This window comes from Streptomyces sp. NPDC058665 (assembly GCF_042714995.1).
GTDB lineage: Bacteria > Actinomycetota > Actinomycetes > Streptomycetales > Streptomycetaceae > Streptomyces.
Genome location: NZ_JBHXRX010000064.1, coordinates 1 through 24,105, shown reverse-complemented (window position 1 = coordinate 24,105; position 24,105 = coordinate 1). Strand labels below are relative to the sequence as shown.

Below are 24,105 nucleotides of genomic sequence, written 5' to 3'. Positions count from 1 at the left end.
GTCGCGGTGGATCCGGCACCGGAGCGGCTGAACGTCTTGATCCCGGCCCGTCAGCCCGTCAGTCGAGGATGTGCCGCAAGTACAGCCGTGGGTCCGTCAGATAGCGGCGCCAGTGGTCGACCAGGGCCAGGTCGTCCCACGTCGTGCGGCGCAGGCCGTGGTCGCCGACCTCGATGATGTCCGCGTTCGGGAGCGCCGTCAGCAGCGGGGAGTGCGTGGCGCAGATGACCTGGCCGCCGTTCTTCGCCAACTGGTCGATGTGGCCCATGAGTTCGAGGCAGGACTGGAACGAGAGCGCCGCCTCCGGCTCGTCCATCACATAGAGGCCCGGCCGTTGGAACTTCTCCCGGAACACCGCCAGGAAGCCTTCACCGTGGCTCGCCGACTCCGGGTCGAAGCTCTCGCGCTTCAGCGCGTCCATCGCGGTCTCCGCGCGCAGGAAGAACCCCTGCCGCGCCGACCAGTTGCTCAGCATGCGTCTGCCGCGGCCCGACGCCGCGTCGAAGCGGATCCGTTCGCCGAGCTGCGACTTGGGGCGTGGGCCGACGTAACGCCATTCGTGCGAGCTGCCCCACGAGTCGAGGCCGAAGCCCTCCGCGAGGGCCTCCACCAGCGTCGACTTGCCGGAGCCGTTCTCGCCGACGAGGAAGGTCACCGGCGCGGTGAACCGCAGCCCGTTCGCGAGCAGTTCGGCGACGCACGGCACCGACCAGGGCCAGTCAGCCGCGTCGTCCAGGGGCTTGGAGGCGTACGCACGTTCGACAATCACCTCTCGACCCTCTCACAGCGCACAAGAACGAGACGCGCCCTCCGTCGTATTACGGAGGGCGCGTCTCGTAGAGCCTCAGCTGCGATCAGGCCTTGTGGGACGACCACCAGGCGGGGACCGCCGCGAGCAGATTGCCGAACACCTCCGCGTCCGGGAGGTCCTTCGGCGTCGGGCCCGCGTGGAAGAACGCCACGTTCGCGGCCTTCTCGTCCGCGCCGAGCTTCCGCGCGAAGTCGAAGCCCTTCGCCTTGTGCTCGCCGAACGCCACGATCTGCCAGAACAGCGGCAGCTTCGCCGCCTCCGCGAACGCCTTCTCCGCCGCCTGCTTGGCCTCCGGCGCGCCGTCCGTCTGGAAGATCACCAGCGCCGGGCCGGGGTTGCCCGCCTTCTCGTGCAGGGCGACGACCTCTTCCACCGCGCGGTGGTAGTTCGTCCGGCCCATGTGGCCGAGCCCGGCGTGCAGTTCGTCCACCCGGTTCTCGTACGAGGTGAGGGAGACCTCCCCCGTACCGTCGATGTCCGTCGAGAAGAAGACGACCTGCACGGTCGCCTTCTCGTCCAGGTGCGCGGCGAGCGCGACCGCCTGCTCGCCGAGGCGCTGGGCGCTGCCGTCCTTGAAGAACGGGCGCATGGAGCCCGAACGGTCGAGCACGAGGTAGACCGTCGCGCGCTCGCCGTCCAGACCGGCGCCCTTGATCGCGGCGCCCGCCGCCTTGTACGAGTCGACGAGGCCCGGCGCGTGGGTCTTGACCCTCGCGAGGGAGTACGCCGACTTGCCCGCTTCCTTGGGGGCCGCGGGGGTGGGGGCGGGGGCGGCCTCCGGCTCCGGGGCGGGCTCGGCGACCGCGACGGGCTCGGGGTCCGCTACGACGACCGGCTCGGGCTCGGGCTCGGGTACGACAACAGGCTCCGGTTCCGGCTCCGGTACGACCTCGGCCACCGGCTCGGGTTCCGCTACGACGACGGGCTCGGGCTCCGGCTCCGGTACGACCTCCGCAACCGGCTCCGGGACCGCTACGACGACGGGCTCGGGCTCGGGCTCCGGCTCGGGTACGACCTCCGCCACCGGCTCCGGCACGACAACAGGCTCAGGTTCCGGCACGGGCTCCGGCTCCGCCGACTTCGCCGGTTCCGGTGTCGACTGGGCCTGCGCCGGGACCGTCGGGGTCTTCGGCTCCTCGCGCTTCGTCTGGGCCGGGACACTCGCCTCCGGCGTCGACGGCGCCGACGTACGCGGGTTGTCGAAGGCCGCGGCGACCAGGTCCTCGGCCTTCTCCGCCTCCGCCCGCTTCTCGGTCTCGGTCTTCGTCGTCTTCGTCGTGGACTTCTCCGCCGTCACCTTCTCCGCGGCGGGTGCCGGCTCCTTCGCCGGTGCCGGCACAGTGGCCGACGTAGTCGTCGTTGGCTGGGAAGGCTCTGGCTCATGCGTGCGTTCGGTCTGGGCCGGTACCGACGTGGCCGCCGACTCGTCACGCTCCGCACGCTCGCGTCCAAACACCTTGCGCAGCAAGCTCCGAATGCCCATGGGCGAGCCTTTCAGAAGAGTTGGGTGCGGCATATATCCGTACTGGAAACAGGGGATTCGGGGACATACCCCGACCTAAACTCGGCATCCCTGGCCACGGCGGATACGTAAGGTTAGCGGCCACCCGGCGTCGGCTCCGGCAGGGGCGCCCCGGGACCTGGAATGTGCCCCCTGCGGATGCCCGGTCGACGTGCATTCATTCCGCGTTCACCTTGCGGTCGGTGAACCGGGTGCCTACGCGCATAGCGTCACCGCCGTACATATCCCGACACATTGTCGGCGCAGGCCGCGCCGAGCAAGGCCCACCGGAGGGGACAAGTGCGCAAACTGCTGCCGCTGCTCAACTCGCACCCGGGCGGACGTTCCGCCATGACCTGCCGCTTCCGCTGCGGCGACGCGTGCTTCCACGAGACGCCCAACACGAGTGAGAACGAGTACTCCGGCGACATCATCGCCACCGCGCTCTCCCGCAGGTCCATCATGCGCACCGCCGCCGTGGTGACCGTCGCCGCCACCGCGGGCACCGCCTTCGTCGCGGGCTCCGGCAACACCCCCGCCTCGGCGACCCCCCTCGCCGGGGGCGACAACGGCCATGGCAAGGGCGGCAAGAAGCCCGACGGGGCGCGTGGCCTGCGCTTCACGCCGGTCGCGCCCAACACCGCCGACAAGGTGACCGTCCCCGACGGCTACACGCAGAACATCGTCGTCCGCTGGGGCGACCCGATCCTGCGCGGCGCCCCCGAGTTCAACCCGGACAGGCAGACCGCCAAGGCGCAGGCCGGCCAGTTCGGCTACAACAACGACTTCCTGAGTCTGCTGCCGCTCAAGAGCGAGCACGGCAAGCAGCTCCTCGTGGCCAACCACGAGTACACGGACGAAATCCTGATGTTCAAGGATTACGACGCCGACAACCCCACCCGCGAGCAGGTCGAGATCGCCTGGGCCGCGCACGGCCTGTCGGTCGTCGTGGTGGACGAGGAGCGCCGCAGCGGAAAGCTGACCGTCGTTCCGCGCCACGAGCTGAACCGCCGGATCACCGTCAAGACCGAGTTCCGCCTCACCGGCCCGGCCGCGGGCTCCGAGCTGCTGCGCACCTCGGAGGACCGCTCGGGCAAGAAGGTCTACGGCACGCTGAACAACTGCGCAGGTGGCACCACCCCGTGGGGCACGATCCTGTCGGGCGAGGAGAACTTCAACCAGTACTTCGCCAACGGATCGAGCGCCACCGACAAGCGCTACGGCATCGGCACCGCCGCCACCGAGCGCAAGTGGGAGCAGTTCGACAAGCGCTTCGACCTGAAGCAGGAGCCCAACGAGGCGCACCGCTTCGGCTGGGTCGTCGAACTGGACCCGTACGACCCCGACTCCACGCCGCGCAAGCGCACCGCGCTCGGCCGCTTCAAGCACGAGGCCGCGCAGCCGCGCCTCACCTCCGACGGCCGCGCGGTCGTCTACATGGGCGACGACGAGAAGTTCGACTACTTCTACAAGTTCGTGTCGTCCAAGTCGATGAAGAAGGGCAACAGCCGCGCCGCCCGCGACCACAACCTCACGCTGCTGGACGAGGGCACGCTGTATGTCGCGAAGCTGACCGGCGACAGCCCGGTCGAAGAGTTCGACGGCAGCGGAAAGCTGCCCAAGGACGGCGAGTTCGACGGCTCCGGCGTGTGGATCCCGCTCGCCACCGGCGATGTCTCGCACGTGCCCGGCATGACCGCCGACGAGGTGTACGTCTTCACGCGGCTGGCCGGTGACAAGGTCGGCGCCACGAAGATGGACCGACCCGAGGACGTCGAGCCCTCGCCGCGTACCGGCCGGGTGTACGTCGCGCTGACGAACAACAGCGACCGCGGCGCCGCGGGCAAGGCCGCGGCGGACGAGGCCAACCCGCGCAAGGCAAACAAGCACGGTCACATCCTGGAGCTCGCCGAGAACTGGGACGACCCGGCCGGTGACGGCTTCGCCTGGCGGCTGTTCCTGGTCGCGGGCGACCCGAAGGACCCGGCGACCTACTTCGCGGGGTACCCGAAGGACAAGGTCAGCCAGATCTCCTGCCCGGACAACGTGGCGTTCGACCCGCACGGCAATCTGTGGATCTCCACGGACGGTGCCCAACTCGGTTCGCACGACGGCCTGTTCGGTGTGGCGACGCAGGGTGAGCGGCGCGGTGAGCTGAAGCAGTTCCTCACCGTTCCGAACGGCGCGGAGACCTGTGGCCCGATCGTCCAGGACCGGCGCGTGCTGGTCGCGGTGCAGCACCCGGGCGAGCTCGACGGCGCGACGGTCGACAACCCGCTCAGCGCGTGGCCCGACGGACGCGGCAAGATGGTCCGTCCGGCGGTCGTGGCCGTCTGGCGCAAGGACGGCGACGACATCGGCGTCTGAGACGTCCATGTAAGCCCTGAGTGAGCTGTGAACAGTCGCCGGGCGGGACCGGATCTCCGGTTCCGCCCGGCGACTGTCATGTACCCGGGTACGTCTCCGCCGCGAGGGACGGGCAGGGACGAAAGGCCTTTGCCTCCGCCGTCCGGGTCGCCTATCGTTCGAAGCGTCCTTGTTGTCTCCGATAGAGGTGGACGTTGCGCATCTGAGGTTCGCGATCATCACGCCGTACGGCTCCGGGCTCACGCCCTCCGCCCGTACGCCCCGCGTGGCTGCGACCTCGATGCATGTGCCGTCCGTGAACTCTCGGACAGCCGTGTCCTTCCCCGGGCCAAGGCCCTGTCGCCGCGTGGTGCTCGCATACGACGCCCCCATCCCGACGCGCCGACGAGGACCACGACGATGTCCACCCCCATCACCCCAAGCACCTCCGCTTCCCTGACCTGCTCCGCGCTCTCCTTCCAGTGGGCGGACGGCACCCCCGTATTCGACGGCCTCTCCGTGAGTATCGGCCGGGGCCGCACCGGTCTCGTCGGTGCCAACGGCGCCGGCAAGACCACGCTCCTGCACCTGCTCGCGGGCGAACTGCGCCCTTCCGCCGGCTCGGTCACCGTGGGCGGCAGCCTCGCGTACCTGCCGCAGAACATCACCCTCGACACCGCCCTCCGTGTCGACCAGGCGCTCGGTATCGCCGAGCGGCGCGCCGCGCTGCGCGCCATCGAGGACGGAGACGTACGCGAGGAGCACTTCGAGACGGTCGGCGAGGACTGGGACGTCGAGGAACGCGCCGTCGCCATGCTCGGCTCGCTCGGCCTCGGCGCCATCGACCTCGACCGCACCGTCGGCGAGATCTCCGGCGGCGAGACGGTCCTGCTGCGCCTGGCCGCACTTCTCCTGGAGCGTCCCGACGTGCTCCTGCTGGACGAGCCGACGAACAACCTCGACCTGCCCGCCCGCCACCGGCTCTACGAAGCCGTCGACTCCTGGCGCTCCGGCGTGCTCGTCGTGGTGAGCCACGACCGTGAGCTGCTGGAACGCGTCGACCGGATCGCGGAGCTGCGGGCCGGCTCCGTGAGCTGGTACGGCGGCGGCTGGTCCGCGTACGAGGAGGCGCTCGCCACCGAGCAGGAGGCGGCGGGCCGCATGCTGCGCTCGGCGGAAGCCGACGTACGGCGCCAGAAGCGCGAGCTGGAGGAGACGCAGATCAAGAACGCCCGCCGGCAGCGCCACGACAAGAAGCTCAACGCCCAGCGCAAGGCGCCCCGGATCGTCGCGGGGATGCGCAAACGGTCCGCGCAGGAGTCGGCGGACAAGTCGCGGGTCCTCCAGGAGGAGCGGCTGAGCGACGCGCGCGAGCGGCGCGAGGAGGCGGCGGAGGCGATCCGCGACGACGCCGAGATCCGGGTGAGCCTGCCGAGGACGGCCGTGCCCGCGGGCCGTACGGTGCTGACCCTCGACGCGGTACGGCCCCGCTTCGGGCGGCTGCGGGAAGGGACGCTCGACGTACGCGGCCCCGAACGGATCGCGCTCGTCGGACGCAACGGCTCCGGCAAGACGACCCTGCTGCGCACGCTCACCGGGGAACTCGCGCCGCTGTCGGGAGAGGCCAGGACCTTCGTGCCCGCGCGGTTCCTGCCGCAGCGCCTCGATGTCCTCGACCCGGCGCTGAGCATCGCGGCGAACGTCGCGCGCCTGGCGCCCGGCACCACCGACAACCACATCCGCTCGCAGCTCGCGCGCTTCCTCTTCAAGGGGGCGCGGGCCGAACAGCTCGCCGGGACGCTCTCGGGCGGCGAACGCTTCCGCGCGGCGCTGGCCGCGATGCTGCTCGCCGCGCCCGCCCCGCAACTGCTGATGCTGGATGAGCCGACGAACAGCCTGGACATCGCGAGCGTGCGGCAGTTGACGGGCGCGCTGGAGTCGTACGAGGGCGCGCTGCTGATCGCGAGCCACGACCTGCCGTTCCTCGAATCGGTCCGGATCACGCGCTGGCTGGTGGTCGGGGAGGAACTCACGGAGACGTCCGGGGACGAGGTGCTGGACGCGCTTTCCCTCAGGGATACGGAGGACACGCCGTAAGCTCGGGGGCATGGCTGCTGCTGAAGCTCACGGCGGGAACGGGTCCGGGACCGGGTCCGGAGCGGGGTCCGGGACCGGGGACCAGGGCACCGTCCGCGCGGACGTCTGGATCTGGTCGGTGCGGCTGACCAAGACCCGCTCGCAGGCGGCGTCCGCGTGCCGCGCGGGCCACGTCCGGGTCAACGGTGAGCGCGTGAAGCCCGCGTCTCCGGTCAAGCCGGGCGACGAGATCCGCGTCCGCCACGCGGAGCGCCAGCGGATCGTCGTGCTCACCCGCGTCGTACGGAAACGGGTGGGCGCGCCGGTGGCCGTCCAGTGCTACGAGGACCACAGCCCGCCGCCCCCGCCCCGCGAGTTCGCGGGCCCGGTCGCGGTCCGCGAACGTGGCGCGGGCCGCCCGACGAAGCGGGAGCGGCGCGTGCTGGACGAGCTCCAGGGGCACTGAACGCACAAACCCGGACAGTCACCTTTCGTGTACGGAAAGTAAAAGCCGTTCACGTGGGGAAGGTCATCTCCATGAACCGCGACTGTGAGCAGCACATGAAGCTCCGGCTCCCCCGCCACCCCCGCAGTGTCGGCCGTGCCAGGGAGGCCCTGCTGGAGCGGCTGAGCCTGCCGGGTGAGCTCGGGGACACCGCGGCGCTGCTGCTGTCGGAGCTGGTCACCAACGCGCTGCGGCACGGGTCGCCGCCAGGGCGGGAGATCCACGTGACCGTGAGCAGGGGCGACGGGCTGCTGCGGCTGGAGGTCGAGGACGCGGGCGAGGCGCTGCCCCATCCCCGTACGCCCGACCTGGTCGACGAGTGCGGGCGCGGGCTCGCGCTGGTCGCGGCGCTCGCGGACGACTGGGGGGTGGCGGGGCGGGAGGGGCCGGGGAAGCGGGTCTGGGTGACGCTCAAGGCGCCGGACTACTGAACGCGCTGCGAGGTGATCGCCTGCGCCGACCTGATTTCCTGCCGCAGCGGCGCGAGCACCCCCTCGTCCTCCTTCGCCGACCACCCCTTCCGCACGTCCGACAGGACGACGCTGGAGCGCACCCGCGTCGCCAGCTCCCTCAACTGCCTCTCCGCGTCCGCGATCTCGGCGGCGCCGGGCGGCGCCGCGCCGTGGTTGACGCGTACCCGCGCCGCCGTCGTGGCGTCGATGATCCGCTCCAGCGCGACGACCAGCGGCCACCAGGCCGCGGCGCGTGTGCCGGTCGGCGGGGGCTCGGTGAGCGCGCGCTGGAACTCGGTCCGTACGACGGACAGATCGCGGTAGATCGTCCGCCGCCGGCGCACCCGCTCGGCCTGGTTCGCCGCCGCTTCGGCGGCGGTGAGGCCGTCGGCGGGGCCGAAGGCGTACGTCAGGTAGTCCGCCGTGTCGTCGACGGCGTCCGCCAGCCGGTCCCCGATGCGCGTGTGCCAGCTCTCCGGCCAGAGCAGATAGCCCGCGATCAGCGCGATCGCGCAGCCGATGAGACTGTCCACGAGGCGCGGTACGACCAGCGCGAACCCCTCGTGGTTGAGCACGTCGGACAGCAGCAGGATCACCGGCGTGATGGCCGCCGTCTGGAAGCCGTAGCTCTTCGCGGAGACGGCCGGGATGCACGCGGCCAGCACCAGCGTCACCGGCACGTCCCACCAGCCGCGCGGTACCTGCGACAGCACGGCCGCGGCGACGACGAGACCGGCCGCCGTGCCGATCGCGCGCAGGACGCCGCGCGAGAACACCGAGCCGAAGTCGGGTTTGAGGACGAAGGTGACGGTGAGGGCGACCCAGTACGAGCGCGGCACGTCGATCACCGAGACCAGGGACTGCGCGAGACCGATGCAGAGCGCGAGGCGCAGCCCGTAGCGCCAGGACGGCTCGCTGAACAGCACGTCGCGCCCGGCGTGCCTGATCCGGACGCGGAGCGCGGCGGGGCGGCCGAGGCGGTCGTCCACGTTGTACGGGTCGGGGTCGGCCTTGTGCACGACCGAGGCGGCGTGCCGCAGCGCGATGTCGACGGCCCGCTCGGACGGGGTGCCGGGCGCGGGCAGGTCGGCGTCCGCGGCGCCGTCGACCCGGCCCTCGTCGATCGCGCGCGCCAACTCCCGTACGAGGGCCGGGATCTCGTCGGGCAGCGGGCGGCGCCGCAGATGCGCGGCGGGCGCCGCCTCGACGAGCGGGATGAGCACGTTGAGCTGGGAGAGCAGTCGTACGAGGGGGCCGCGCCTGCCGTGGTCGCGGGCGCGGCGGGCGAGGATGAGGTCGTACGCCTTGTTCAGCGCCTCGGTGACGGCCTGCCGCCTCACCTCGTAGTCGCCGTCCTCGCGGGCCGCGGATTCCAGCAGGTCGGCCAAGGCGCGGTAGGCGTCGGCGACGGCGGTCCGTTCGGCGACGCGGCCACGGAAGGGCCAGCCGAGCAGGGACAGCGCGAGCACGAGGAGGCCGCCTGAGCCGAGCAGGAGCGGGGCCAGCCACCAGGGCTCGGGCATCTGGAGACCGGCGCCGACGACGGCGTTGAGGAGCAGGAGCAGCCCGGAGACCGAGGCCACCGCGCCGATCGAGGAGATCATCCCGGAGACGAGCGCGACGAGGGTCAGCGCGGCGACGGCGACCCAGCCCTGGTCGAAGACGAGCGTGCCGAGGGTCACGCCGATCGCGCCGAAGAGCTGGGGGACGGCGATGTTCAGTATCCGCAGCCGGTAGGCGTCGGCGGTGTCGCTGATCACGCCGGACAGGGCGCCCATGGAGGCGAGCGCGCCGTAGGTGGGCCGGTCGCAGGCGAGCCCGACGGCGAGCGGCGCGGCGAGCGCGACGCCGGCGCGGACGACGGCCGACCACGGGACGGGGGCGGGCTTCGGGCGCAGACCGCTGAGCAGCCACTCGGGGGGCGTGAGTCCGGGGCGGGGAGAGATCACGGTGGCCACAGTGACGTATGAGGGGGCGGGCTGTCAGCAGAGGGCGGGGGTACGAGTTGCCGGGCGGCGTCGGCGGGTGTGCTCTGGAAGAGGGACGAGCGGGAGGAGTTCTCTGCCATGGCCACACACGCACCGACGTCCGCGAGCAGGTCGCCAGGGCCCCGGCACGCGCGCCCCTCGCGTCTGTCGCGCTTCTCCGGCGGGGGGCGGCCGCACATCCCTCTCCACACCGTGGCGATCCCGGTCACGCTCGGCATCGTCTACGGCATCTGGGCACCGTTCATCCAGCGCCGCGGCGAACCGCTCAACGCCCTCCAGATCACCCTCGGCGTGGTCTCAGGGCTCTCGGTGGCCCTGCTCGTCTTCATCCTGCTGCGGCTTCCCAAGACGCTGGCGACGGAGATACGGGCGGGGGCGTTCGGCGTGGTGGCCGGCATGTCCCTGGGCTTTCTCTACAGCCTCTCGTACGCGAGCGTGTTCCGGTCGTCCGGGATCGGGCTGACGGTGGGGGCGGCGACGGCGATAGCGGCCTTCTACTACTTCCACACGCGGGAGCCTTGAGTGACGGAAGGGATGGAAGGCGCGGAAGGAATGGAGGATGACGGCTTCCTGGTGCCGGTGGCCGTCCACTTCGACGAGCTGGACTCCTTCGGCATGCTCTACAACAACCGCTACGGCGTGCTGGTCGAACGTGCCTGGGTGATGTACTGGCAGGAGCGGGAGATCGCCTTCAGCAGGGACTGGACGACTCACGGCGACGCCTTCAACGTCGTCAAGGACTTCCGGATCACCTTCGAGGCGCCGATCGACCGCCCCGGCGAGTACGGCGTCCGCATCTGGGTCGAACACCTCGGCCGCACCTCACTCAGGTACGGCTTCGGCATCCGCTCCCGGGACGGCGGCCCGCCGACGTACGCCCACGGCAACCGCACGCTGATCCGCCTGGACCCGGCGACGAGGCGACCGTCGGAGTGGAGCGAGAAGGCACGGGAACTGCTCGCGGAACAGGTCCGTCCGGCGGACTGACTCCGGGCCGACGCCGGGTCAGGGTCGTGTCGACTCCGGATCAGGGCAGGGTCAGGATGCGGGGGCCCCGGTCGGTGATGGCCACCGTGTGCTCGATGTGGGCGGACTGACTGCCGTCGATGCTGCGCAGGGTCCAGCCGTCGGTGTCGGTGCGATAGACGTTCTGGCCGCCGGCCATGAGCATGGGCTCGATGGCGAGAACCAGGCCGTGGCGGAGGGGGAAACCGCGACCGGGGCGGCCACGGTTGGGGAGATGGGGGTCCTCGTGCATGCTGCGGCCGATGCCGTGCCCGCCGAAGTCGGCGGGCATGCCGCAGGCCGCCTCGCGGGCGACGGTGTCGATGGCGTGGGAGATGTCGCCGAGGCGGTTGCCGACCAGAGCGGCGGCGATACCGGCGTCCAGTGCCTGCTGGGTGGCCTCGATCAGGTCGAGGTCCGCGGGGCGTGGAGCTCCCACGATGAAGCTGATGGCCGCGTCGCCGGCCCAGCCGTCGAGCAGGGCGCCGCAGTCGATGCTCACCAGATCGCCGTCGCGCAGGCGGTAGCCGGTGGGGATGCCGTGCGCCACGGCGTCGTTGATGGAGGTGCAGATCACGGCGGGGAACGGGACGGGGGCGAAGGACGGCCGGTACCCGAGGAACGGCGAACCGGCCCCCGCCTCGTCCAGCACCGCGCGGGCGGCCTCGTCGAGCTCCTTCAGGGACACCCCGATACCGGCCGCTTTCCGCGCCGCGGCCAGCGCGCGAGCCACCACCCGCCCGGCTTCCCGCATCGCGTCCAACGCGGCGTCGGTCTTGATCTCCACCATGTGTGACTCCTGCCCGTACCCGACCCAATACTTATACCGGTATTAGTATCACGTCCAAGGGTCTGGGCAAGCCAAAGCCTCCGGCGGACGTCCGCCGGAGGCTCCGTTCGCGCTTGCCGGTCAGTCGAGCGGGAGGCTCTGCACGCCGGTGAGTGGCGGATCCTGTCCCGGCTCCGCCGCGCAGGCGAGGTCCCGCCCCGGGCGCTGCCCGCCGGCCAGGAACTTGGTCACCGCGTCGTTCGCGCACGTGTTGCCTGCGAACGGATAGACGCCGTGACCGCCGCCGTCGACGGTCACCATCGCGGCCCGCTGCCCGAACGCCCGCCGCAGCTTCTGCGCGCCGGCCAGCGGTGTCCCCGGGTCGCGCTCGTTCTGCACCAGGAGTACGTTCGCCGGGCCCCGGTCACCGATGCGCACCGGCGGCTCGACCCGCTCGCCCGGCCAGAACGCGCACGGTCCTATGCTCGCCGTGGAAGCGCCCAGCATCGGGTACCGCAGCCGGTCGACCGCGACATTCCGCTGATACTCGCGGACCGTCCCCGGCCAGCGCGAATCGCCGCAGATCACGTACAAGCGGCTGGACATGGGGTCCCCCATGCCCGTCGGCGGCTGGTCGGGCAGCGGCCGGCCGTGGTCGAGCGCCTGCCATGACTCCGCCAGTTGAGGAAAGGTCGCGTCGCTGTAGAGGCGGTCGAACGTCATCCCGCGGAAGAGCGTCCCGTCCATGCCGTGGACCGGCTTCGCGTCCAGCCGCCCGGCGAGTTCGAAGAACTTCGCGGTCACCCCCTCCGGGGTGGTGCCCAGACCGTACTCGGGGCGCGTGGCGGCGAACGCCGCGAAGTCCGGGAAACGGTCCTCCAGTCCGCGCGCGAACAACCGCGAGGCCTTGACGTCGTAACCGCCAGGGCCCAAGTTGCTGTCGAGCACGATGCGATCGCCGCGCTTCGGGAACATCGTCGTATACACGGAGCCGAGGTAGCTCCCGTACGAATAGCCGAGGTACGAGGTCTTCGGCTCGCCCAGCGCCGCCCGGATCCGGTCCATGTCGCGCGCGGTGTTCGCGGTGGTGGTGTGCGGCAGCATCCACGACGTCTCCGAGGTCGCGCACTGCTCGGCGATCGTCCGCGCGTTCCCCGCCTCGCGCGCGACGTCGGCGCCGGTGTACGCGTACGGCGCGAACAGGCCGCGGGCCTCCTGTTCCGGCGTCAGATCGCAGGCCACCTGTGTGCTCCGGCCGACGCCACGCGGGTCGAAGCCGATCAGGTCGTACGAGTCCAACACGTCCTGCGGCAGTCCCGAGGCGGCGAGCACGGCCGGGAAGGTGAGCCCCGGGCCGCCGGGACCGCCCGGATTGGTCAGCAGCACGCCGCGGCGCTTCGACGGGTTGTCGCTCGCCAGCCGGGAGAGTGCGATGTCGATCCGCCGACCGTCCGGATCACGGTAGTCCAGCGGCACTTCGAGCGTCGAGCACTCAAGACGGGGCTCGGCGGCCTTCTCCGGGCAGGGACCCCACCGTAGGGAGTCCGGCGTCGCCGCGGCCGACGCTCCGGGTATCGCGGTCGTCGCCGCGGCCAGGGCGGTGGCCGCGAGGGCGAGGGACAGAGTTCTGCGCATCTGATGTTCTCCTGTGGGCGCTTGGTCCGTGGGCGGCGAGATCAAGTGTTCTCGCGGCGCCGCCACGCAGGCCATGACATTCGTCATCACTTCGCGGCGCGGGCGGTTCCGCCGATACGCGGACGCCGCCAGATCTGATCTGGCGGGCGCGCGGTCACGTCTAGCGCCTCAGTGGTGAGGGCGGACGAGGGAGGAGGCGGCGCGTATGCGACAGGGCGGCGCGGCGACGCCGCTGCGGGTCGCGGTCATCATCGGCAGCACCCGCGAGGGGCGGCTCGGTGACGTGATCGGGCGGTGGTTCGCCGAGCTGGCGGGCAAGCGGGACGAGCTGGACGTGGCGGTCGTCGATCTGGCCGAGTTCGACTTCCCCGTGCGCTACCCCGACCGGGCCACGGAGCCGATGACGGACTTCACGGCGGAGGTCGACCGCGCGGAGGCCTTCGTGGTGGTGACACCGGAGTACAACCGCTCGTTCCCCGCCTCCCTCAAGCAGGCCGTCGACTTCGCGTACGACGAGTGGCGGACGAAGCCGGTCGCCTTCGTCAGTTACGGCCACGGGTCGGGCGGGCTGTACGCGGTGGAGGGGCTGCGCACGGTCTTCACCGAGCTGCACACGGTGACCCTCCGGAACGCGGTGTCGATCAACCTCTTCGACTCCGGCGGCGACGACGTGCTCGACGTGGACGCGGCGACGGAGGAGCGCAGGGACCGCGACGCGAGCGTGCTGCTCGACCAGCTCGGGTGGTGGGGCCTGGGCCTCCGCGAGGCGCGGGCGGCCCGCCCGTACATCTGCTGATGAGTTTCGGGCTCCCCCGGAGTCATAAGGAAAACCGCCCCCCCGCGTTCCAGACCGACCAGAACGATCAAGAAGAACGACAAGGACTGATGATGAGTAATGATCTCGCGATCGAGACCACAGGGCTGGTGAAAGTCTTCGGCTCGAACCGAGCCGTGGACGGAGTCGATCTCGCCGTGCCGACGGGCACGGTCTACGGAGTGCTGGGTCCCAACGGCGCGGGCAAGACCACCGTCGTACGGATGCTGGCGACGCTGCTCCGCCCGGACGGCGGCGAGGCCCGCGTCTTCGGCAAGGACGTGGTGAAGGACGCCGAGTCGGTCCGCAGCCGGGTCGCGCTGACCGGGCAGTACGCGTCGGTGGACGAGGACCTGACCGGTTCGGAGAATCTGGTCCTGCTCGGCAGGCTCCTCGGGCACACCAAGCCCGACGCCCGGGACCGCGCGGGGCAGTTGCTGGACGCGTTCGGTCTTGACGAGGCGGCGGGCCGGCAGGTCAAGAACTACTCGGGCGGTATGCGGCGCCGTATCGACATCGCCGCGTCCATCCTGAACACCCCGGACCTGCTCTTCCTGGACGAGCCGACGACCGGCCTCGACCCGCGCAGCCGTAACCAGGTGTGGGACATCGTGCGGGCCGTGGTCTCACAGGGGACGACGGTGCTGCTGACGACGCAGTATCTGGACGAGGCCGACCAGTTGGCGTCCCGGATCGCGGTGATCGACCAGGGCAAGGTGATCGCCGAGGGCACCAAGGGCGACCTGAAGGCGTCGGTCGGCTCCGGCGCCGTCCATCTGCGGTTGCGCGAAGCCGCCCAACGGCCGGACGCCCAGCGGGTGCTGGCCGCCGCGCTGAGCGCGGACATCGTGCTGGACCCGGACCCGCTCGCGCTCACCGCCACGATCAGCGGCGGCGGCAGCGACCAGGGCGCGGCGGAGCAGGCCGGGCGGGCACTGGCGGAGCTGGCGCGCGCGGGGATCGTCGTGGACAACTTCTCCCTCGGCCAGCCCAGCCTGGACGAGGTGTTCCTCGCCCTCACCGACAAGAAGAAGCCGTCCGGGCAGTCCTCCGGGACCGCCGGCACCGAGACCACCGATGTGAAGGAGGGGGCGGCGGCATGACCACCGTAGCCACGAAGACCCAGGACCTGGACGACCTCGACCTCGCGACGCCCACCGCCGACGACCTCGCCGCGCTGCTCGTGAACAAGGAACGGCCACCGAGGCCCAGCGCGCTCTCGGCGTCGATGACCTTCGGCTGGCGGGCGATGCTGAAGATCAAGCATGTGCCCGAGCAGCTTTTCGACGTGACCGTCTTCCCGGTCATGATGGTCCTGATGTACGCGTATCTCTTCGGCGGTGCGCTGGCGGGGTCGGTCTCCGCGTACATCCAGTTCCTGCTGCCCGGCGTGATGGTGATGAGCGTCGTGATGATCACGATGTACTCGGGCGTCGCGGTCAACACCGATATCGCCAAGGGCGTCTTCGACCGCTTCCGCACCCTCCCGATCTGGCGCCCGGCCCCGATGGTCGGCTATCTGCTCGGCGACGTGATCCGCTACATGATCGCCTCGATCGTGATCCTCGGCGTGGGCCTGGCCATCGGATACCGCCCCGACGGCGGAGTCCTGGGCATCGCGGCGGGGGTGGCGCTGCTGCTCGTCTTCTCCTTCTCGTTCTCCTGGATCTGGACGATGTTCGGGCTGATGCTGCGCACGGAGAAGTCGGTGATGGGCGTCAGCATGATGGTGATCATGCCGCTGACGTTCCTGAGCAACGTCTTCGTCGACCCGAAGACGATGCCGGGCTGGCTCCAGGCCTTCGTCAACAACAGCCCGGTCTCCGAACTCGCCAGCGCGGTCCGCGAACTGATGGCGGGCAACTGGCCGACCCACGACATCGCGGTGACGCTGGGCTGGTCGGTGGGCCTGGTGCTCGTCTTTGGCACCTGGACGATGCGGCTCTACAACCGCAAGTGAGCAGGCGACCCCGACGGCCGGTGGCCTGCGACTCCCCGGGGGAGAACCGCGGGCCACGGGTGTTGACCTTCACCGAGGGGCAGGCTCCAGCATCGGTCGTGCCGGGCGAGGTGCCCGGTACGAGGAAGAAGGATGCCAGGGCGACCGGACGGGGGTGTTTCGCGGCATGGGGAGCACGGGTGAACTGACCATCGGCGCGTTCGCCCGCGCCTCCCGCCTGTCGCCGAAGGCGTTGCGTCTCTACGACGAGCTGGGGCTGTTGACTCCGGCGCGTGTGGACGGGACGACCGGCTACCGGTACTACACCGAGGCGCAGTTGGACCGCGCGCGGCTGGTGGCGTGGCTGCGCCGCGTCGGGATGCCGCTGGCCCGGATCGGCGAGGTCTGCGATCTGTGCGAGACGGATCCGCGGGCCGCCGGCCAGGACATCGGGGCGTACTGGGCGCGGGTGGAGACGGAGACCGCCATGCGCCGGGACCTGGTGACCTTCCTCGTTGGACAACTGTCGGGGAGACCGGCAGGGAAAGGCGTCGAAGAGATGTCCGAGATGAGGATGCGTTACGCGGCCGGGTCGGACCGAGGACTGGTCCGGCCGGTCAACCAGGACACGGCGTACGCCGGTTCGCGGCTGCTCGCGGTGGCGGACGGCTTCGGGGACGACGGTGCGCGGGCGAGCGGCGCTGCGGTTGACGCGCTGGTGGCGCTGGAGGAGTCGGTCCGGGGCGCGGATGTGCTCAACGGCCTTGCGGACGCGGTGGACCGGGTGAACCGGGCGGAGGCGCCGGGGACTCCGGGCGGCTCCGGGACGACGCTCACGGCGATGCTGTGGACCGGCTCCCGGCTGGCGCTCGTGCATGTCGGGGACACCCGCGCGTATCTGCTGCGGGGCGGCGAGGTCTCCCGTATCACGCACGACCACAGCCTCGTGCAGTCGATGGTCGACGCGGGGAGCCTCACCGCCGAGGAGGCGGTGTCCCATCCCCGACGGGCCATGCTGCTGCGCGCCCTCGACGGCAGCGAGGATCATGCCCGCCCCGATCTGCGGCTGCACGACATGGAGCCGGGCGACCGCTATCTGCTCTGCTCGGACGGCCTGTTCACGGCCGTAAGCCCCGAGGACATCCGGCGCGTGCTCCGTACGGCGGCACGGCCGGAGGACGCCGTGCGCGAGCTGATCGCGCTGGCCCTCGCGGCGGGCGGCCCGGACAACGTGGCCTGCGCGGTGGCCGACGCGCTCACGGACTGACGGCGACCCCGACGGGCACCGCTTCGCACGGGCCGCGATGACGGCATCACGGCGTCCGTACGGCTGCCGCTGCCGGCCGCCGGGTCGGTGGCGGTGGACGAGGTGCTCGGGCTGCCGGCGGGGCCGGGGATCAGAGGCGCCAGGTGAGGGTGGGGGTTTCGGCGGTGTCCGTGGTGTTGGGGTCTGCTGGTTCGGGGCGGTACGCGCAGGTTGAGCCCGTCGTCACCGACTTGCGGAGGTGCGCGGACAGTTCGGGGTGGAGGGCGTCGAGTTTGCGCAGGGTGTCGCGGATTCGGGCCGTGACCGTCTTACGGGCCCGCTCCGCCTCGTCGCCAAGACGCCGGGTGCGTCCGCCGAGACCGGCGGCGGTGCGGAGCTCGTCGAGGAGGGCCTGGCGTTCCCTGTCGTACGTGGCGGCGCGCGCGTCGTCGCCGTGTGCGCCCGCGCGATCTATGTCCTGGTCCAGTTGGTCGAGCCGTCGCCGGTAGGCGGCCTTGGCCTGTTCGTCCAGGACCGGGTCGCCGCCCATGGCGCGCGCCGCCATCGCCGTCTCGCCGCCGTCGGGGGCGAGCAGCCGGACGGCGGGGAAGTCCGTGCCCGGATGCGAGAGCAGCGTGTGCAGATCGCGCAGACCCTTCGCGTCCGGCACATGCACCGCCCGCCCGTCGAAGGCGAGCGCCCACACCGCCCCGTCCCGCCTGAACTCCGGGCCGGGCGGGGCAGGTTGGGCTTCATCGGGGTCGGTGACGGGGTGGGTGGGGTGGTGGGTGTCCGGCGCGCTCGCCACCTCCCTCTCCAGGTGCTCCAGCCCCATCGCCTTCGCCGCCCGCGACGTCTCCGCCCGCAGCGTCGCCTCCGCCGCCGCGTCCCCCGGCCCGCCGCGCGCCCGCAGCGTGTCCGCCAGCTCCACGCCCGCGCGCAGGGACCACGGTCTCGCCCCGAGACGTTCGGCTGACTCGCGCGCCGACGTGAACGCGGTCACCGCCGTGTCCCACCGCCCCTCCGCCGCGTCCAGCATGCCGAGCCACAGGTCGACCGGTCCGCTGATGTCGCACCCGTACAGCGCGACGAGCCATCGGCCGCTGTGGGCGCCGAGGTCGTCCCGCGCCGCCGCGATCAACCGGGGATCGCCCGTCGCGGCAGCCGTGTGCGCACGGAGCCGGAACAGCAGCGGCGCGAAGATCCGCGACACCGGCTCCGGCCGGTCCTCCAGCTCCCGCAGATGCCGCAGCGCCCGCTCCGTGTCCGCGCGTTCGATCGCGGCGATCCCGTCGAGCAGCACGGACAGCGGATAGCCCATGCCGCTGAGGCCGCGCGAGACGGTGTCGGCCTTCTCGTAACGACCCCGGATCATGTTCAGGGCCCAGAGCAGATGGGAGGCCAGATACTCGTACGGACCGTGCCCGTCGGCCGCTTCGACCGTGTCCGCGTACCACTTCTCGGCCTGCTCGAAGTCACCGCTGAGCGCGGCGACGATGCCCAGGTCGACAGCCTTGCCCAGCTCGTACCTGCGCTTGCCCGCCCGCTCGGCGAGGACCGCGTACGTCCGCAACTGGCTCACGAAGAGCGGGTCCCCCAGCTCCAGCAGCGTCACCCAGCGCATCGCCGCGGCGTGCACCTCCATGTCCAGGTTCTTCGTGCGGCGGGCGACGGCCGACATCTCGGCGGTGAGGGTGAGGCGCTCCTCGGAGGTGCCGAGTCCCCAGATCGTGTCGTGCCGCGCCCAGAGGGAGAAGGCGAGCGCCTCGTCGTCATCGTCCCTTCGGGCGAGATCGGTGGCCCGGACGGCGAGGTCCTGCGCCATCCGCTCACTCTCCCTGCCCTCGCTCCCCCCGCCCTCACTCTGACCTTCGCCGAACAGCGCGCGGTACGCCTCGTGCAGCAGCTCCGCCGCCTGCGGCCCCTGGCCGGGCAGGTCGTGCACCTGGTGGACCGTGAGCGCCACGCGGGTCAGCAGCTCCGGATCGCCCAGCTCACGCGCCGGTGTCACCGCGCGGTCGAAATACCGCCGGGCCTCGTCCTCCATGCCGTGGTGCCGCAGCTCGCCGGCGAGGTCGAGCGCGATCAGGACGGCGCGGCGCGGGTCGCCCTCCCCGGCGGTCTCCGCCACCTCCAGCGCGCGCCGGTAGTGACCGACGGCCTCCTCGCCCGCGAGCCTGCTCGACGCGTCCCGCGCGGCGGCGAGCAGCAGATCGATGCGGTGGTCGCGCTCCACGGTGTCACCGGCGAGATGGGCGTGCCGGGCCAGATCCGCGGGGAAGACCTTGCCGCCCAGCGCCGGTGCGGTGTCCAGGCCCCGTACGACCGCGCCGTGCAGCCGGGCCGCCTCCGCCTCCTCCAGGGAGTCGTAGAGCGTCTCTCGGACGAGGTCGTGCGCGAAGGCGAACCGCCCGCCCTCGCGCGTCACCACCAGCCGGGCGGAGACGGCCCGGTCCAGCAGCCGGTCCACATGCGGCACGGGCGCCGACGTGGCGGCGGCGAGCACCTGGCGGTGGAACTCCCGGCCCAGCACGCTCGCCGTGACCAGCAGGTCGCCGACCGGCTTCGGCAGCATCGACAGCCGCCGCCGCACGGCCTCGCGCACGCCGGGGGCGATCGTGCTCACCGGGCTGCCGCCGTGCCACAGGCGGGCGGTCTGCTCCACGAAGAACGGATTGCCGCCCGTACGGCTGTGCACCTCGTCCACCAGGGCGGGCTCGGGCTCCCGCCCGGTGGTCAGCGCGAGGAGCGCGCCCACGTCGTCCCTGTCGAGCCCGGTCAGCGTGACGGCCGTGGTGGCGCGGGCGACGAGCGGGAGGATGAGCTGCTGGAGCGGGTGGCCGGGCGCCTCCACCTCCACGTCGCGGTACGTCCCGATGAGCAGCAGCCGCTCGAACCAGGCGTGCTGGGCGGCGAATTCGAGGAGCTTGAGCGACGCGGTGTCCGCCCAGTGCAGGTCGTCCACGACCACCACGACCGGCCGGTCCTGGGAGACCGTGACGAGGGCGGTCGTCACCGCGTCGTACACGGAGAAGGCGTCCTTGGCCTCGTCGTCCCTCGCGGCCTCACCGAGCAGCACCGTGAGCCGGCCGCCCGCCGCCTGCCCGGCCTTCGCCCACTCCGCCTCGTCCAGGCCGCGCCGCATGCCCCGCACGACCTGCACCCACGGCCAGTACCCCGGAGCGCTGCCTTCCCAGCAGGAGCCGCCCAGCACGAGTGCCCCGCGCTGTCTGGCCTCCCGGGCGGCGGCCGTGACCAGCGTGGTCTTTCCGATGCCCGCCTCGCCCGCGACCAGCACGAGACCCCCGTGGCTGTCCGTCGCCCGGCCGATCTCCGCGCGAAGGACGCCTGCGGGGTGGTCACGCCCGATCAGTGCAGGGGTCATGCCCAAAACCATAGAAGGCACCACTGACAATCGGCATGCGAGAACTCCCCCCGCGACGCGAGCGGGCCCGCGGCCACCGAAGTGACCGCGGGCCCGCCACGTAGACCGATCAGGCGGCCGGGAACAGCGTGCCCAGCTTCTGGGCGACCGCGGGGTCGCCCTCTATCTTGAGCCGGCCGGCCGTGAACTCCTGCGTCCCGTCCGTGGTCCCCGACTGGATGGACTTCAGGGTGTCCGAGTCCAGCACGAGCGTGGCGTTGGCGTCCGGGTTCTCCCCCTCTTGCAGCGAGCAGGTTCCGTCCTTCACGGTCAACGAGAAGTGCTTGCTCTCGTCGGTCACGTTGAAGCCGAAGGTGAGGTCCAGACCGGCGGCGGCAGCCGAGTCGAACCTCGCGGCGAGAGCCTGCATGGTGTTGTCGGAAGTGCTCAAGGGTCTCTCCATCGTTCAAGCGAGCGTGGTCGAGGTCCATTCAACCCCCCACGACGGACCGCTTGAGGCAGCTTCAGGGAAACATTCGGAACGTTTGCGCGCGTGTCGTGACGATGCACAGAACGGTCCTGACCGGCTACGTGATCCGGTCCAGAAAAACCGCGCGTTTGTAGTAGAGGTACGTGTCAACTCCCCTGCTGCTGACCGGACTTGGCATACCGCGCGAGCATGCCGCCGGTCGCCGCGGGACCGGCGGTGAAAACGTACTTCTCGCTGTCGTCCAGCCGTTGCCCGGTGGCCGCGTCGACGACCACGGGCTCGACCTCCGTGCCCGTCGCCGCGTCGACCAGGACCATGGTCCGTTCCTCGGCCGGCAGTCGCGAATTGCCCCACGCGGCGAGGGCGACGAGGACCGGTCGCAGCGAGCGGCCGAGGTCCGTGAGGACGTACTCGTAGCGCGTCGGGCCCTGTTGATACGGGCGGCGCTCCAACAGCCCGTCGGCGACAAGGGTCTTGAGCCGGGTGGTGAGCATGCTGGAGGAGATGCCGAGGCTCTCCTGGAACTGGTCGAAGCGCGTATAGCCGTCGAACGCGTCATGAAGGATCAGCAGCGTCCACCATTCGCCCACCTGCCGCACGGTGGTGGACAGCGGACATGTCCGGTCCTCCAGCCGCATCCGGTTCCCTCGCCCCGCCATGTGTCCCGCCCCGTCCGCTCGCCCGTCCAGTTACTGCTAAAGTCGAAGTTACTCACTTCAATTTTAGCACCGAGGGAGCCGAAGACCCATGCCCGCGATCCCTGGCAGCCCCGCAGTCCCCGCTGTCCCCGACGTCGTCACCCGCTATCTGGCCGCCCACGGGGACCGCGACGTCCCGGCCGCACTCGCGACCATGCACGAGGATGCCACCGTCACCGACGAGGGCTCGACGCACACCGGCTCGGCCGAGATCGGGCGCTGGCTCGAAACCGCGGCGAGCGAGTACACGTACACCACGGAAATCGTCGCGGCCGAGAGCGAGGACGACGCGCACCACACCGTCACCCACCGCTTGGAGGGGAACTTCCCCGGCGGGCGCGTCGACCTCCGCTTCCGGTTCACCCTGCGCGACGGTCTGATCGAGGACCTGACCATCGCACCGTAACTCCGCCCGGCCCGCGGGCCGTTCGCCGGAGTCGTTCGCCCGGATCATTCGCCCCGAGCCGTTCGTCCGGATCACTCGCCGCGGACGACGACCACCGGAACCTTCGCGTGCTGCGTGACATGCAGGCTCACGGAGCCGAGCAGCGCCGCCTTGAACCCGCTGTAACCACGGTCGCCGACCACGAGCAGTTCGGCGCCCTCCGCGCGGGCGAGCAGTGCCTGGGCGGCGTGTGCGGCGACGACCTGCCGGTCCACGGCCGCCGCGCCCTCCTTACCGAGGGCGGACTCCAGCGTCTCGTCCAGGGTCTGGGCCGCCAGCTTCTCCGGGTCGAACTCCGGCGGAATGCCGGGCGCCATCGTCGCCCACGCCGCCGCCGGGTACTCCCAGCCGATCGCGGCCTCCACCGTGTCGCCGGTGAGTCCGGCCTGCCGTACGGCCCAGTGCAGCGCCTTCACCGAAGAAGCCGACCCGTCGACTCCCACCACTATCCTGCCCATCACACACCTCGATCAGTTGAATCTTGTACCAGCGATGCGGACAACCTCCGGTGTCACCCGGCTATTCCGGCGCGCCGGTGGAAATTCCTTACCGCGCCCGCCGGAAAGGGCGGAGACTCGCCTCATGGCTGACATGGGGTCTTTCCGGCAAGCGGTCATCGCGTGGGCGGCCGGCGGCCCCGGCGGACCCGCGCGCGAACTGGCCGCGCGACTATCCGTCCGGGCGGCGGTCCTGCTCGAAGGCCCGAGCGACGCCGCCGCGGTCGACGCGCTGGCCACGCGCCGCGGCCGGGACCTGGCGGCCGAAGGGATCTGCGTGCTCCCGATGGGCGGCGCGATGAGCGTCGGCCGCTTCGCGGGACTCCTCGGCCCACCCGGCCTCGACCTGCGCCTCACCGGCCTGTGCGACGAGGCGGAACGCCGCTTCTACACGGCGGGCCTGGAGCGGGCCGGTGCGACGCGGCAGGAGTTCTTCGTCTGCATGGCGGACCTGGAGGACGAACTCATCCGTGCGCTGGGTGTGGCGCGGGTCGCGGAGCTGGTACGGGCGGAGGGTGACGTACGCGCCCTGCAGACGTTCCTGCGCCAGCCCGCGCAGCAGGGACGCCCGGCGGACCAGCAGTTGAGGCGCTTCCTCGGTACGAAGAAGGGCCGCAAGATCCACTACGGCCGCGTCCTCGTGGAAGCCCTGGACCCCGACCGCACCCCCGCCCCGCTGGACGACCTGCTGACCGGCCTGTGACGCCCGGAGCACGGCATCTGAACGCCCGTTCTGAACCAACGTTCTGAACGGACGTTCAAACCTGTTGTACGGTGTCGCCCATGGGACACCGTGAAAAGCTGATGGCCGGGGCCAGGCGCTGCCTGGAGGAACGCGGGTACGCGCACACCACCTCGCGCGACATCGCCGCAGCCGCCAACGCGCCGCTCGGCACGATCAATTACCACTACGGTTCCAAAGAGGCGCTGCTCAACGCGGCGATGCTGGAGTCGATCAACGAGTGGGGCGCCAAGGTCCAGGAGCCCCCGAGCGACCCCCTGGGCGAGACACCGGGCTCCGTCGGGGAGCGGCTCGAAGCCATGTGGGCGCGCGTCATCGCGTCCCAGACCACCCACCGGCCGCTCCTCGTCGCCGCGGCCGAGGCTCTCGCGCAGGCCGAGCGGACGCCCGAGGTCCGGGCGCAGATCGCGGAGGCGTACGAGCGCGCCCGGCCCCGGCTCGCCGCCGACCTGCACGGCATCGCCGACGCCGAGGAGCCCGGGACCGCCCGCGCTGTCGGCTCCGTGCACATGGCGCTCGTCGCCGGGCTCACGCAGCAGTGGCTCATCGACCCCGAACACGCGCCGTCGGCGAGTGAGATCGCCACCGGCCTGCGGGCGATCGCCCGGAGCCTCGACGCCGACGCTGACACCGGCGCCGACGCTGACGCCTGAACGGACGGAAATGCGGCGGCCATTCACCCATCTCCATGTGCACACGCAGTACTCGTTGCTGGATGGTGCGGCGCGGTTGGGGGACATGTTCAAGGCGTGCGATGAGATGGGGATGTCTCATATCGCGAT

The 24,105-nt window shown here is 71.3% G+C and carries 23 protein-coding genes and 1 pseudogene; 15 read left to right on the top strand and 9 right to left on the bottom strand.

Translation table 11 applies throughout. The annotated features are described in order from the left end of the window. Positions 1 to 58: 58 nt before the first annotated feature. Both ACFWV8_RS31215 and ACFWV8_RS31210 read right to left on the bottom strand, forming a co-directional pair. Positions 59 to 769, bottom strand: coding sequence for an AAA family ATPase (locus tag ACFWV8_RS31215; RefSeq protein ID WP_384211580.1), 711 nt, complete (start codon positions 767 to 769; stop codon positions 59 to 61). An 85-nt stretch (positions 770 to 854) separates the two neighbouring features. Continuing rightward, the gene (locus ACFWV8_RS31210) at positions 855 to 2,150 is read right to left on the bottom strand and encodes a VWA domain-containing protein (protein ID WP_384211578.1); all 1,296 of its coding nucleotides are present in this window, start codon (positions 2,148 to 2,150) and stop codon (positions 855 to 857) included. A gap of 462 nt (positions 2,151 to 2,612) precedes the next feature. Here ACFWV8_RS31210 and ACFWV8_RS31205 point away from each other — a divergent pair, with 462 nt between their 5' ends. The 5 genes and pseudogenes from ACFWV8_RS31205 (at position 2,613) to ACFWV8_RS31185 (ending at position 7,670) form a co-directional block, all read left to right on the top strand. Then, positions 2,613 to 4,679 (top strand): PhoX family protein, encoded by a 2,067-nt coding sequence (locus tag ACFWV8_RS31205; RefSeq protein WP_384211575.1) that lies wholly within the window; start codon positions 2,613 to 2,615, stop codon positions 4,677 to 4,679. A 78-nt stretch (positions 4,680 to 4,757) separates the two neighbouring features. Beyond that, positions 4,758 to 5,696, top strand: a pseudogene (locus tag ACFWV8_RS31200) (ATP-binding cassette domain-containing protein); the annotation flags it as partial. Positions 5,697 to 5,819: 123 nt separating this feature from the next. Next, complete coding sequence (locus ACFWV8_RS31195; RefSeq protein WP_384211686.1) at positions 5,820 to 6,755, top strand: ATP-binding cassette domain-containing protein; 936 nt, start codon at positions 5,820 to 5,822, stop codon at positions 6,753 to 6,755. Positions 6,756 to 6,765: 10 nt separating this feature from the next. Beyond that, positions 6,766 to 7,200 (top strand): RNA-binding S4 domain-containing protein, encoded by a 435-nt coding sequence (locus ACFWV8_RS31190; RefSeq protein WP_384211570.1) that lies wholly within the window; start codon positions 6,766 to 6,768, stop codon positions 7,198 to 7,200. Positions 7,201 to 7,271: 71 nt separating this feature from the next. After that, a complete protein-coding gene (locus ACFWV8_RS31185; protein ID WP_384211564.1) occupies positions 7,272 to 7,670 on the top strand; it encodes an ATP-binding protein in 399 nt (132 codons plus the stop codon). Here the strand turns inward: ACFWV8_RS31185 and ACFWV8_RS31180 are convergent. Next, positions 7,664 to 9,640 (bottom strand): FUSC family protein, encoded by a 1,977-nt coding sequence (locus ACFWV8_RS31180; RefSeq protein WP_384211561.1) that lies wholly within the window; start codon positions 9,638 to 9,640, stop codon positions 7,664 to 7,666. The two genes, ACFWV8_RS31185 and ACFWV8_RS31180, sit on opposite strands and share 7 nt — an antisense overlap. A gap of 117 nt (positions 9,641 to 9,757) precedes the next feature. Here ACFWV8_RS31180 and ACFWV8_RS31175 point away from each other — a divergent pair, with 117 nt between their 5' ends. After that, complete coding sequence (locus ACFWV8_RS31175; protein WP_384211558.1) at positions 9,758 to 10,201, top strand: hypothetical protein; 444 nt, start codon at positions 9,758 to 9,760, stop codon at positions 10,199 to 10,201. Between the two features lie 30 nt (positions 10,202 to 10,231). Further along, complete coding sequence (locus ACFWV8_RS31170; protein WP_384211554.1) at positions 10,232 to 10,666, top strand: acyl-CoA thioesterase; 435 nt, start codon at positions 10,232 to 10,234, stop codon at positions 10,664 to 10,666. 40 nt (positions 10,667 to 10,706) lie between these two features. On the opposite strand, the gene map is transcribed toward ACFWV8_RS31170, so the two are convergent. Beyond that, entirely contained in the window at positions 10,707 to 11,474 is a 768-nt protein-coding gene (gene map / locus ACFWV8_RS31165) for a type I methionyl aminopeptidase (RefSeq protein ID WP_384211551.1), read from the bottom strand. A 120-nt stretch (positions 11,475 to 11,594) separates the two neighbouring features. Next, positions 11,595 to 13,088, bottom strand: coding sequence for an alpha/beta hydrolase (locus tag ACFWV8_RS31160; RefSeq protein WP_384211548.1), 1,494 nt, complete (start codon positions 13,086 to 13,088; stop codon positions 11,595 to 11,597). 205 nt (positions 13,089 to 13,293) lie between these two features. On the opposite strand from ACFWV8_RS31160, the gene ACFWV8_RS31155 reads away from it, so the two are divergent. The 4 genes from ACFWV8_RS31155 (at position 13,294) to ACFWV8_RS31140 (ending at position 17,108) form a co-directional block, all read left to right on the top strand. Next, on the top strand, positions 13,294 to 13,884 hold the full coding sequence (locus tag ACFWV8_RS31155) for an NADPH-dependent FMN reductase (RefSeq protein ID WP_384211545.1): 591 nt from the start codon (positions 13,294 to 13,296) through the stop codon (positions 13,882 to 13,884). A 92-nt stretch (positions 13,885 to 13,976) separates the two neighbouring features. Next, complete coding sequence (locus tag ACFWV8_RS31150; RefSeq protein ID WP_384211542.1) at positions 13,977 to 15,005, top strand: ATP-binding cassette domain-containing protein; 1,029 nt, start codon at positions 13,977 to 13,979, stop codon at positions 15,003 to 15,005. Next, positions 15,002 to 15,862, top strand: a complete 861-nt coding sequence (locus ACFWV8_RS31145; protein WP_384211539.1) for an ABC transporter permease — start codon at positions 15,002 to 15,004, stop codon at positions 15,860 to 15,862. The genes ACFWV8_RS31150 and ACFWV8_RS31145 overlap by 4 nt, the downstream gene beginning before the upstream one ends. A 166-nt stretch (positions 15,863 to 16,028) precedes the next feature. Beyond that, positions 16,029 to 17,108, top strand: coding sequence for a MerR family transcriptional regulator (locus ACFWV8_RS31140; protein WP_384211536.1), 1,080 nt, complete (start codon positions 16,029 to 16,031; stop codon positions 17,106 to 17,108). 130 nt (positions 17,109 to 17,238) lie between these two features. Here ACFWV8_RS31140 and ACFWV8_RS31135 read toward each other — a convergent pair whose 3' ends face one another. From ACFWV8_RS31135 to ACFWV8_RS31125, 3 genes are all read right to left on the bottom strand, one after another. Then, positions 17,239 to 20,472, bottom strand: coding sequence for an ATP-binding protein (locus ACFWV8_RS31135; RefSeq protein ID WP_384211533.1), 3,234 nt, complete (start codon positions 20,470 to 20,472; stop codon positions 17,239 to 17,241). A 109-nt stretch (positions 20,473 to 20,581) separates the two neighbouring features. Continuing rightward, a complete protein-coding gene (locus tag ACFWV8_RS31130; RefSeq protein ID WP_329384601.1) occupies positions 20,582 to 20,902 on the bottom strand; it encodes an SCP2 sterol-binding domain-containing protein in 321 nt (106 codons plus the stop codon). A 185-nt stretch (positions 20,903 to 21,087) separates the two neighbouring features. Beyond that, complete coding sequence (locus ACFWV8_RS31125) at positions 21,088 to 21,600, bottom strand: winged helix-turn-helix transcriptional regulator (RefSeq protein ID WP_384211530.1); 513 nt, start codon at positions 21,598 to 21,600, stop codon at positions 21,088 to 21,090. Between the two features lie 88 nt (positions 21,601 to 21,688). Between ACFWV8_RS31125 and ACFWV8_RS31120 the strand changes: the two genes are divergently transcribed. Next, positions 21,689 to 22,045, top strand: a complete 357-nt coding sequence (locus ACFWV8_RS31120) for a nuclear transport factor 2 family protein (protein ID WP_384211527.1) — start codon at positions 21,689 to 21,691, stop codon at positions 22,043 to 22,045. 71 nt (positions 22,046 to 22,116) lie between these two features. Here the strand turns inward: ACFWV8_RS31120 and ACFWV8_RS31115 are convergent, their stop codons facing one another. After that, positions 22,117 to 22,542, bottom strand: coding sequence for a universal stress protein (locus ACFWV8_RS31115; protein WP_329384592.1), 426 nt, complete (start codon positions 22,540 to 22,542; stop codon positions 22,117 to 22,119). 124 nt (positions 22,543 to 22,666) lie between these two features. Between ACFWV8_RS31115 and ACFWV8_RS31110 the strand changes: the two genes are divergently transcribed. The 3 genes from ACFWV8_RS31110 to ACFWV8_RS31100 all read left to right on the top strand — a co-directional run. Beyond that, positions 22,667 to 23,284 carry a TOPRIM nucleotidyl transferase/hydrolase domain-containing protein gene (locus ACFWV8_RS31110; RefSeq protein ID WP_384211524.1) on the top strand — a complete coding sequence of 206 codons (618 nt, stop codon included), beginning with the start codon at positions 22,667 to 22,669 and terminating at the stop codon, positions 23,282 to 23,284. A gap of 80 nt (positions 23,285 to 23,364) precedes the next feature. Beyond that, the gene (locus ACFWV8_RS31105; RefSeq protein WP_384211521.1) at positions 23,365 to 23,976 is read left to right on the top strand and encodes a TetR/AcrR family transcriptional regulator; all 612 of its coding nucleotides are present in this window, start codon (positions 23,365 to 23,367) and stop codon (positions 23,974 to 23,976) included. A gap of 10 nt (positions 23,977 to 23,986) precedes the next feature. Further along, positions 23,987 to 24,105: PHP domain-containing protein (locus ACFWV8_RS31100; RefSeq protein WP_384211683.1), on the top strand; the 119-nt coding region annotated here is incomplete at its 3' end.

What these genes read in the sequence shown, in the direction of transcription:
- ACFWV8_RS31195 (WP_384211686.1), top strand. Translation starts at nt 5,820, where the DNA reads ATGCTGCGCTCGGCGGAAGCCGACGTACGGCGCCAGAAGCGCGAGCTG.
- ACFWV8_RS31190 (WP_384211570.1), top strand. Translation starts at nt 6,766, where the DNA reads ATGGCTGCTGCTGAAGCTCACGGCGGGAACGGGTCCGGGACCGGGTCC.
- ACFWV8_RS31185 (WP_384211564.1), top strand. Translation starts at nt 7,272, where the DNA reads ATGAACCGCGACTGTGAGCAGCACATGAAGCTCCGGCTCCCCCGCCAC.
- ACFWV8_RS31175 (WP_384211558.1), top strand. Translation starts at nt 9,758, where the DNA reads ATGGCCACACACGCACCGACGTCCGCGAGCAGGTCGCCAGGGCCCCGG.
- ACFWV8_RS31170 (WP_384211554.1), top strand. Translation starts at nt 10,232, where the DNA reads ATGGAGGATGACGGCTTCCTGGTGCCGGTGGCCGTCCACTTCGACGAG.
- map (WP_384211551.1), bottom strand. Translation starts at nt 11,474, where the DNA reads ATGGTGGAGATCAAGACCGACGCCGCGTTGGACGCGATGCGGGAAGCC.
- ACFWV8_RS31160 (WP_384211548.1), bottom strand. Translation starts at nt 13,088, where the DNA reads ATGCGCAGAACTCTGTCCCTCGCCCTCGCGGCCACCGCCCTGGCCGCG.
- ACFWV8_RS31155 (WP_384211545.1), top strand. Translation starts at nt 13,294, where the DNA reads ATGCGACAGGGCGGCGCGGCGACGCCGCTGCGGGTCGCGGTCATCATC.
- ACFWV8_RS31150 (WP_384211542.1), top strand. Translation starts at nt 13,977, where the DNA reads ATGAGTAATGATCTCGCGATCGAGACCACAGGGCTGGTGAAAGTCTTC.
- ACFWV8_RS31145 (WP_384211539.1), top strand. Translation starts at nt 15,002, where the DNA reads ATGACCACCGTAGCCACGAAGACCCAGGACCTGGACGACCTCGACCTC.
- ACFWV8_RS31140 (WP_384211536.1), top strand. Translation starts at nt 16,029, where the DNA reads ATGGGGAGCACGGGTGAACTGACCATCGGCGCGTTCGCCCGCGCCTCC.
- ACFWV8_RS31135 (WP_384211533.1), bottom strand. Translation starts at nt 20,472, where the DNA reads ATGACCCCTGCACTGATCGGGCGTGACCACCCCGCAGGCGTCCTTCGC.
- ACFWV8_RS31125 (WP_384211530.1), bottom strand. Translation starts at nt 21,600, where the DNA reads ATGGCGGGGCGAGGGAACCGGATGCGGCTGGAGGACCGGACATGTCCG.
- ACFWV8_RS31120 (WP_384211527.1), top strand. Translation starts at nt 21,689, where the DNA reads ATGCCCGCGATCCCTGGCAGCCCCGCAGTCCCCGCTGTCCCCGACGTC.
- ACFWV8_RS31115 (WP_329384592.1), bottom strand. Translation starts at nt 22,542, where the DNA reads ATGGGCAGGATAGTGGTGGGAGTCGACGGGTCGGCTTCTTCGGTGAAG.
- ACFWV8_RS31110 (WP_384211524.1), top strand. Translation starts at nt 22,667, where the DNA reads ATGGCTGACATGGGGTCTTTCCGGCAAGCGGTCATCGCGTGGGCGGCC.
- ACFWV8_RS31105 (WP_384211521.1), top strand. Translation starts at nt 23,365, where the DNA reads ATGGGACACCGTGAAAAGCTGATGGCCGGGGCCAGGCGCTGCCTGGAG.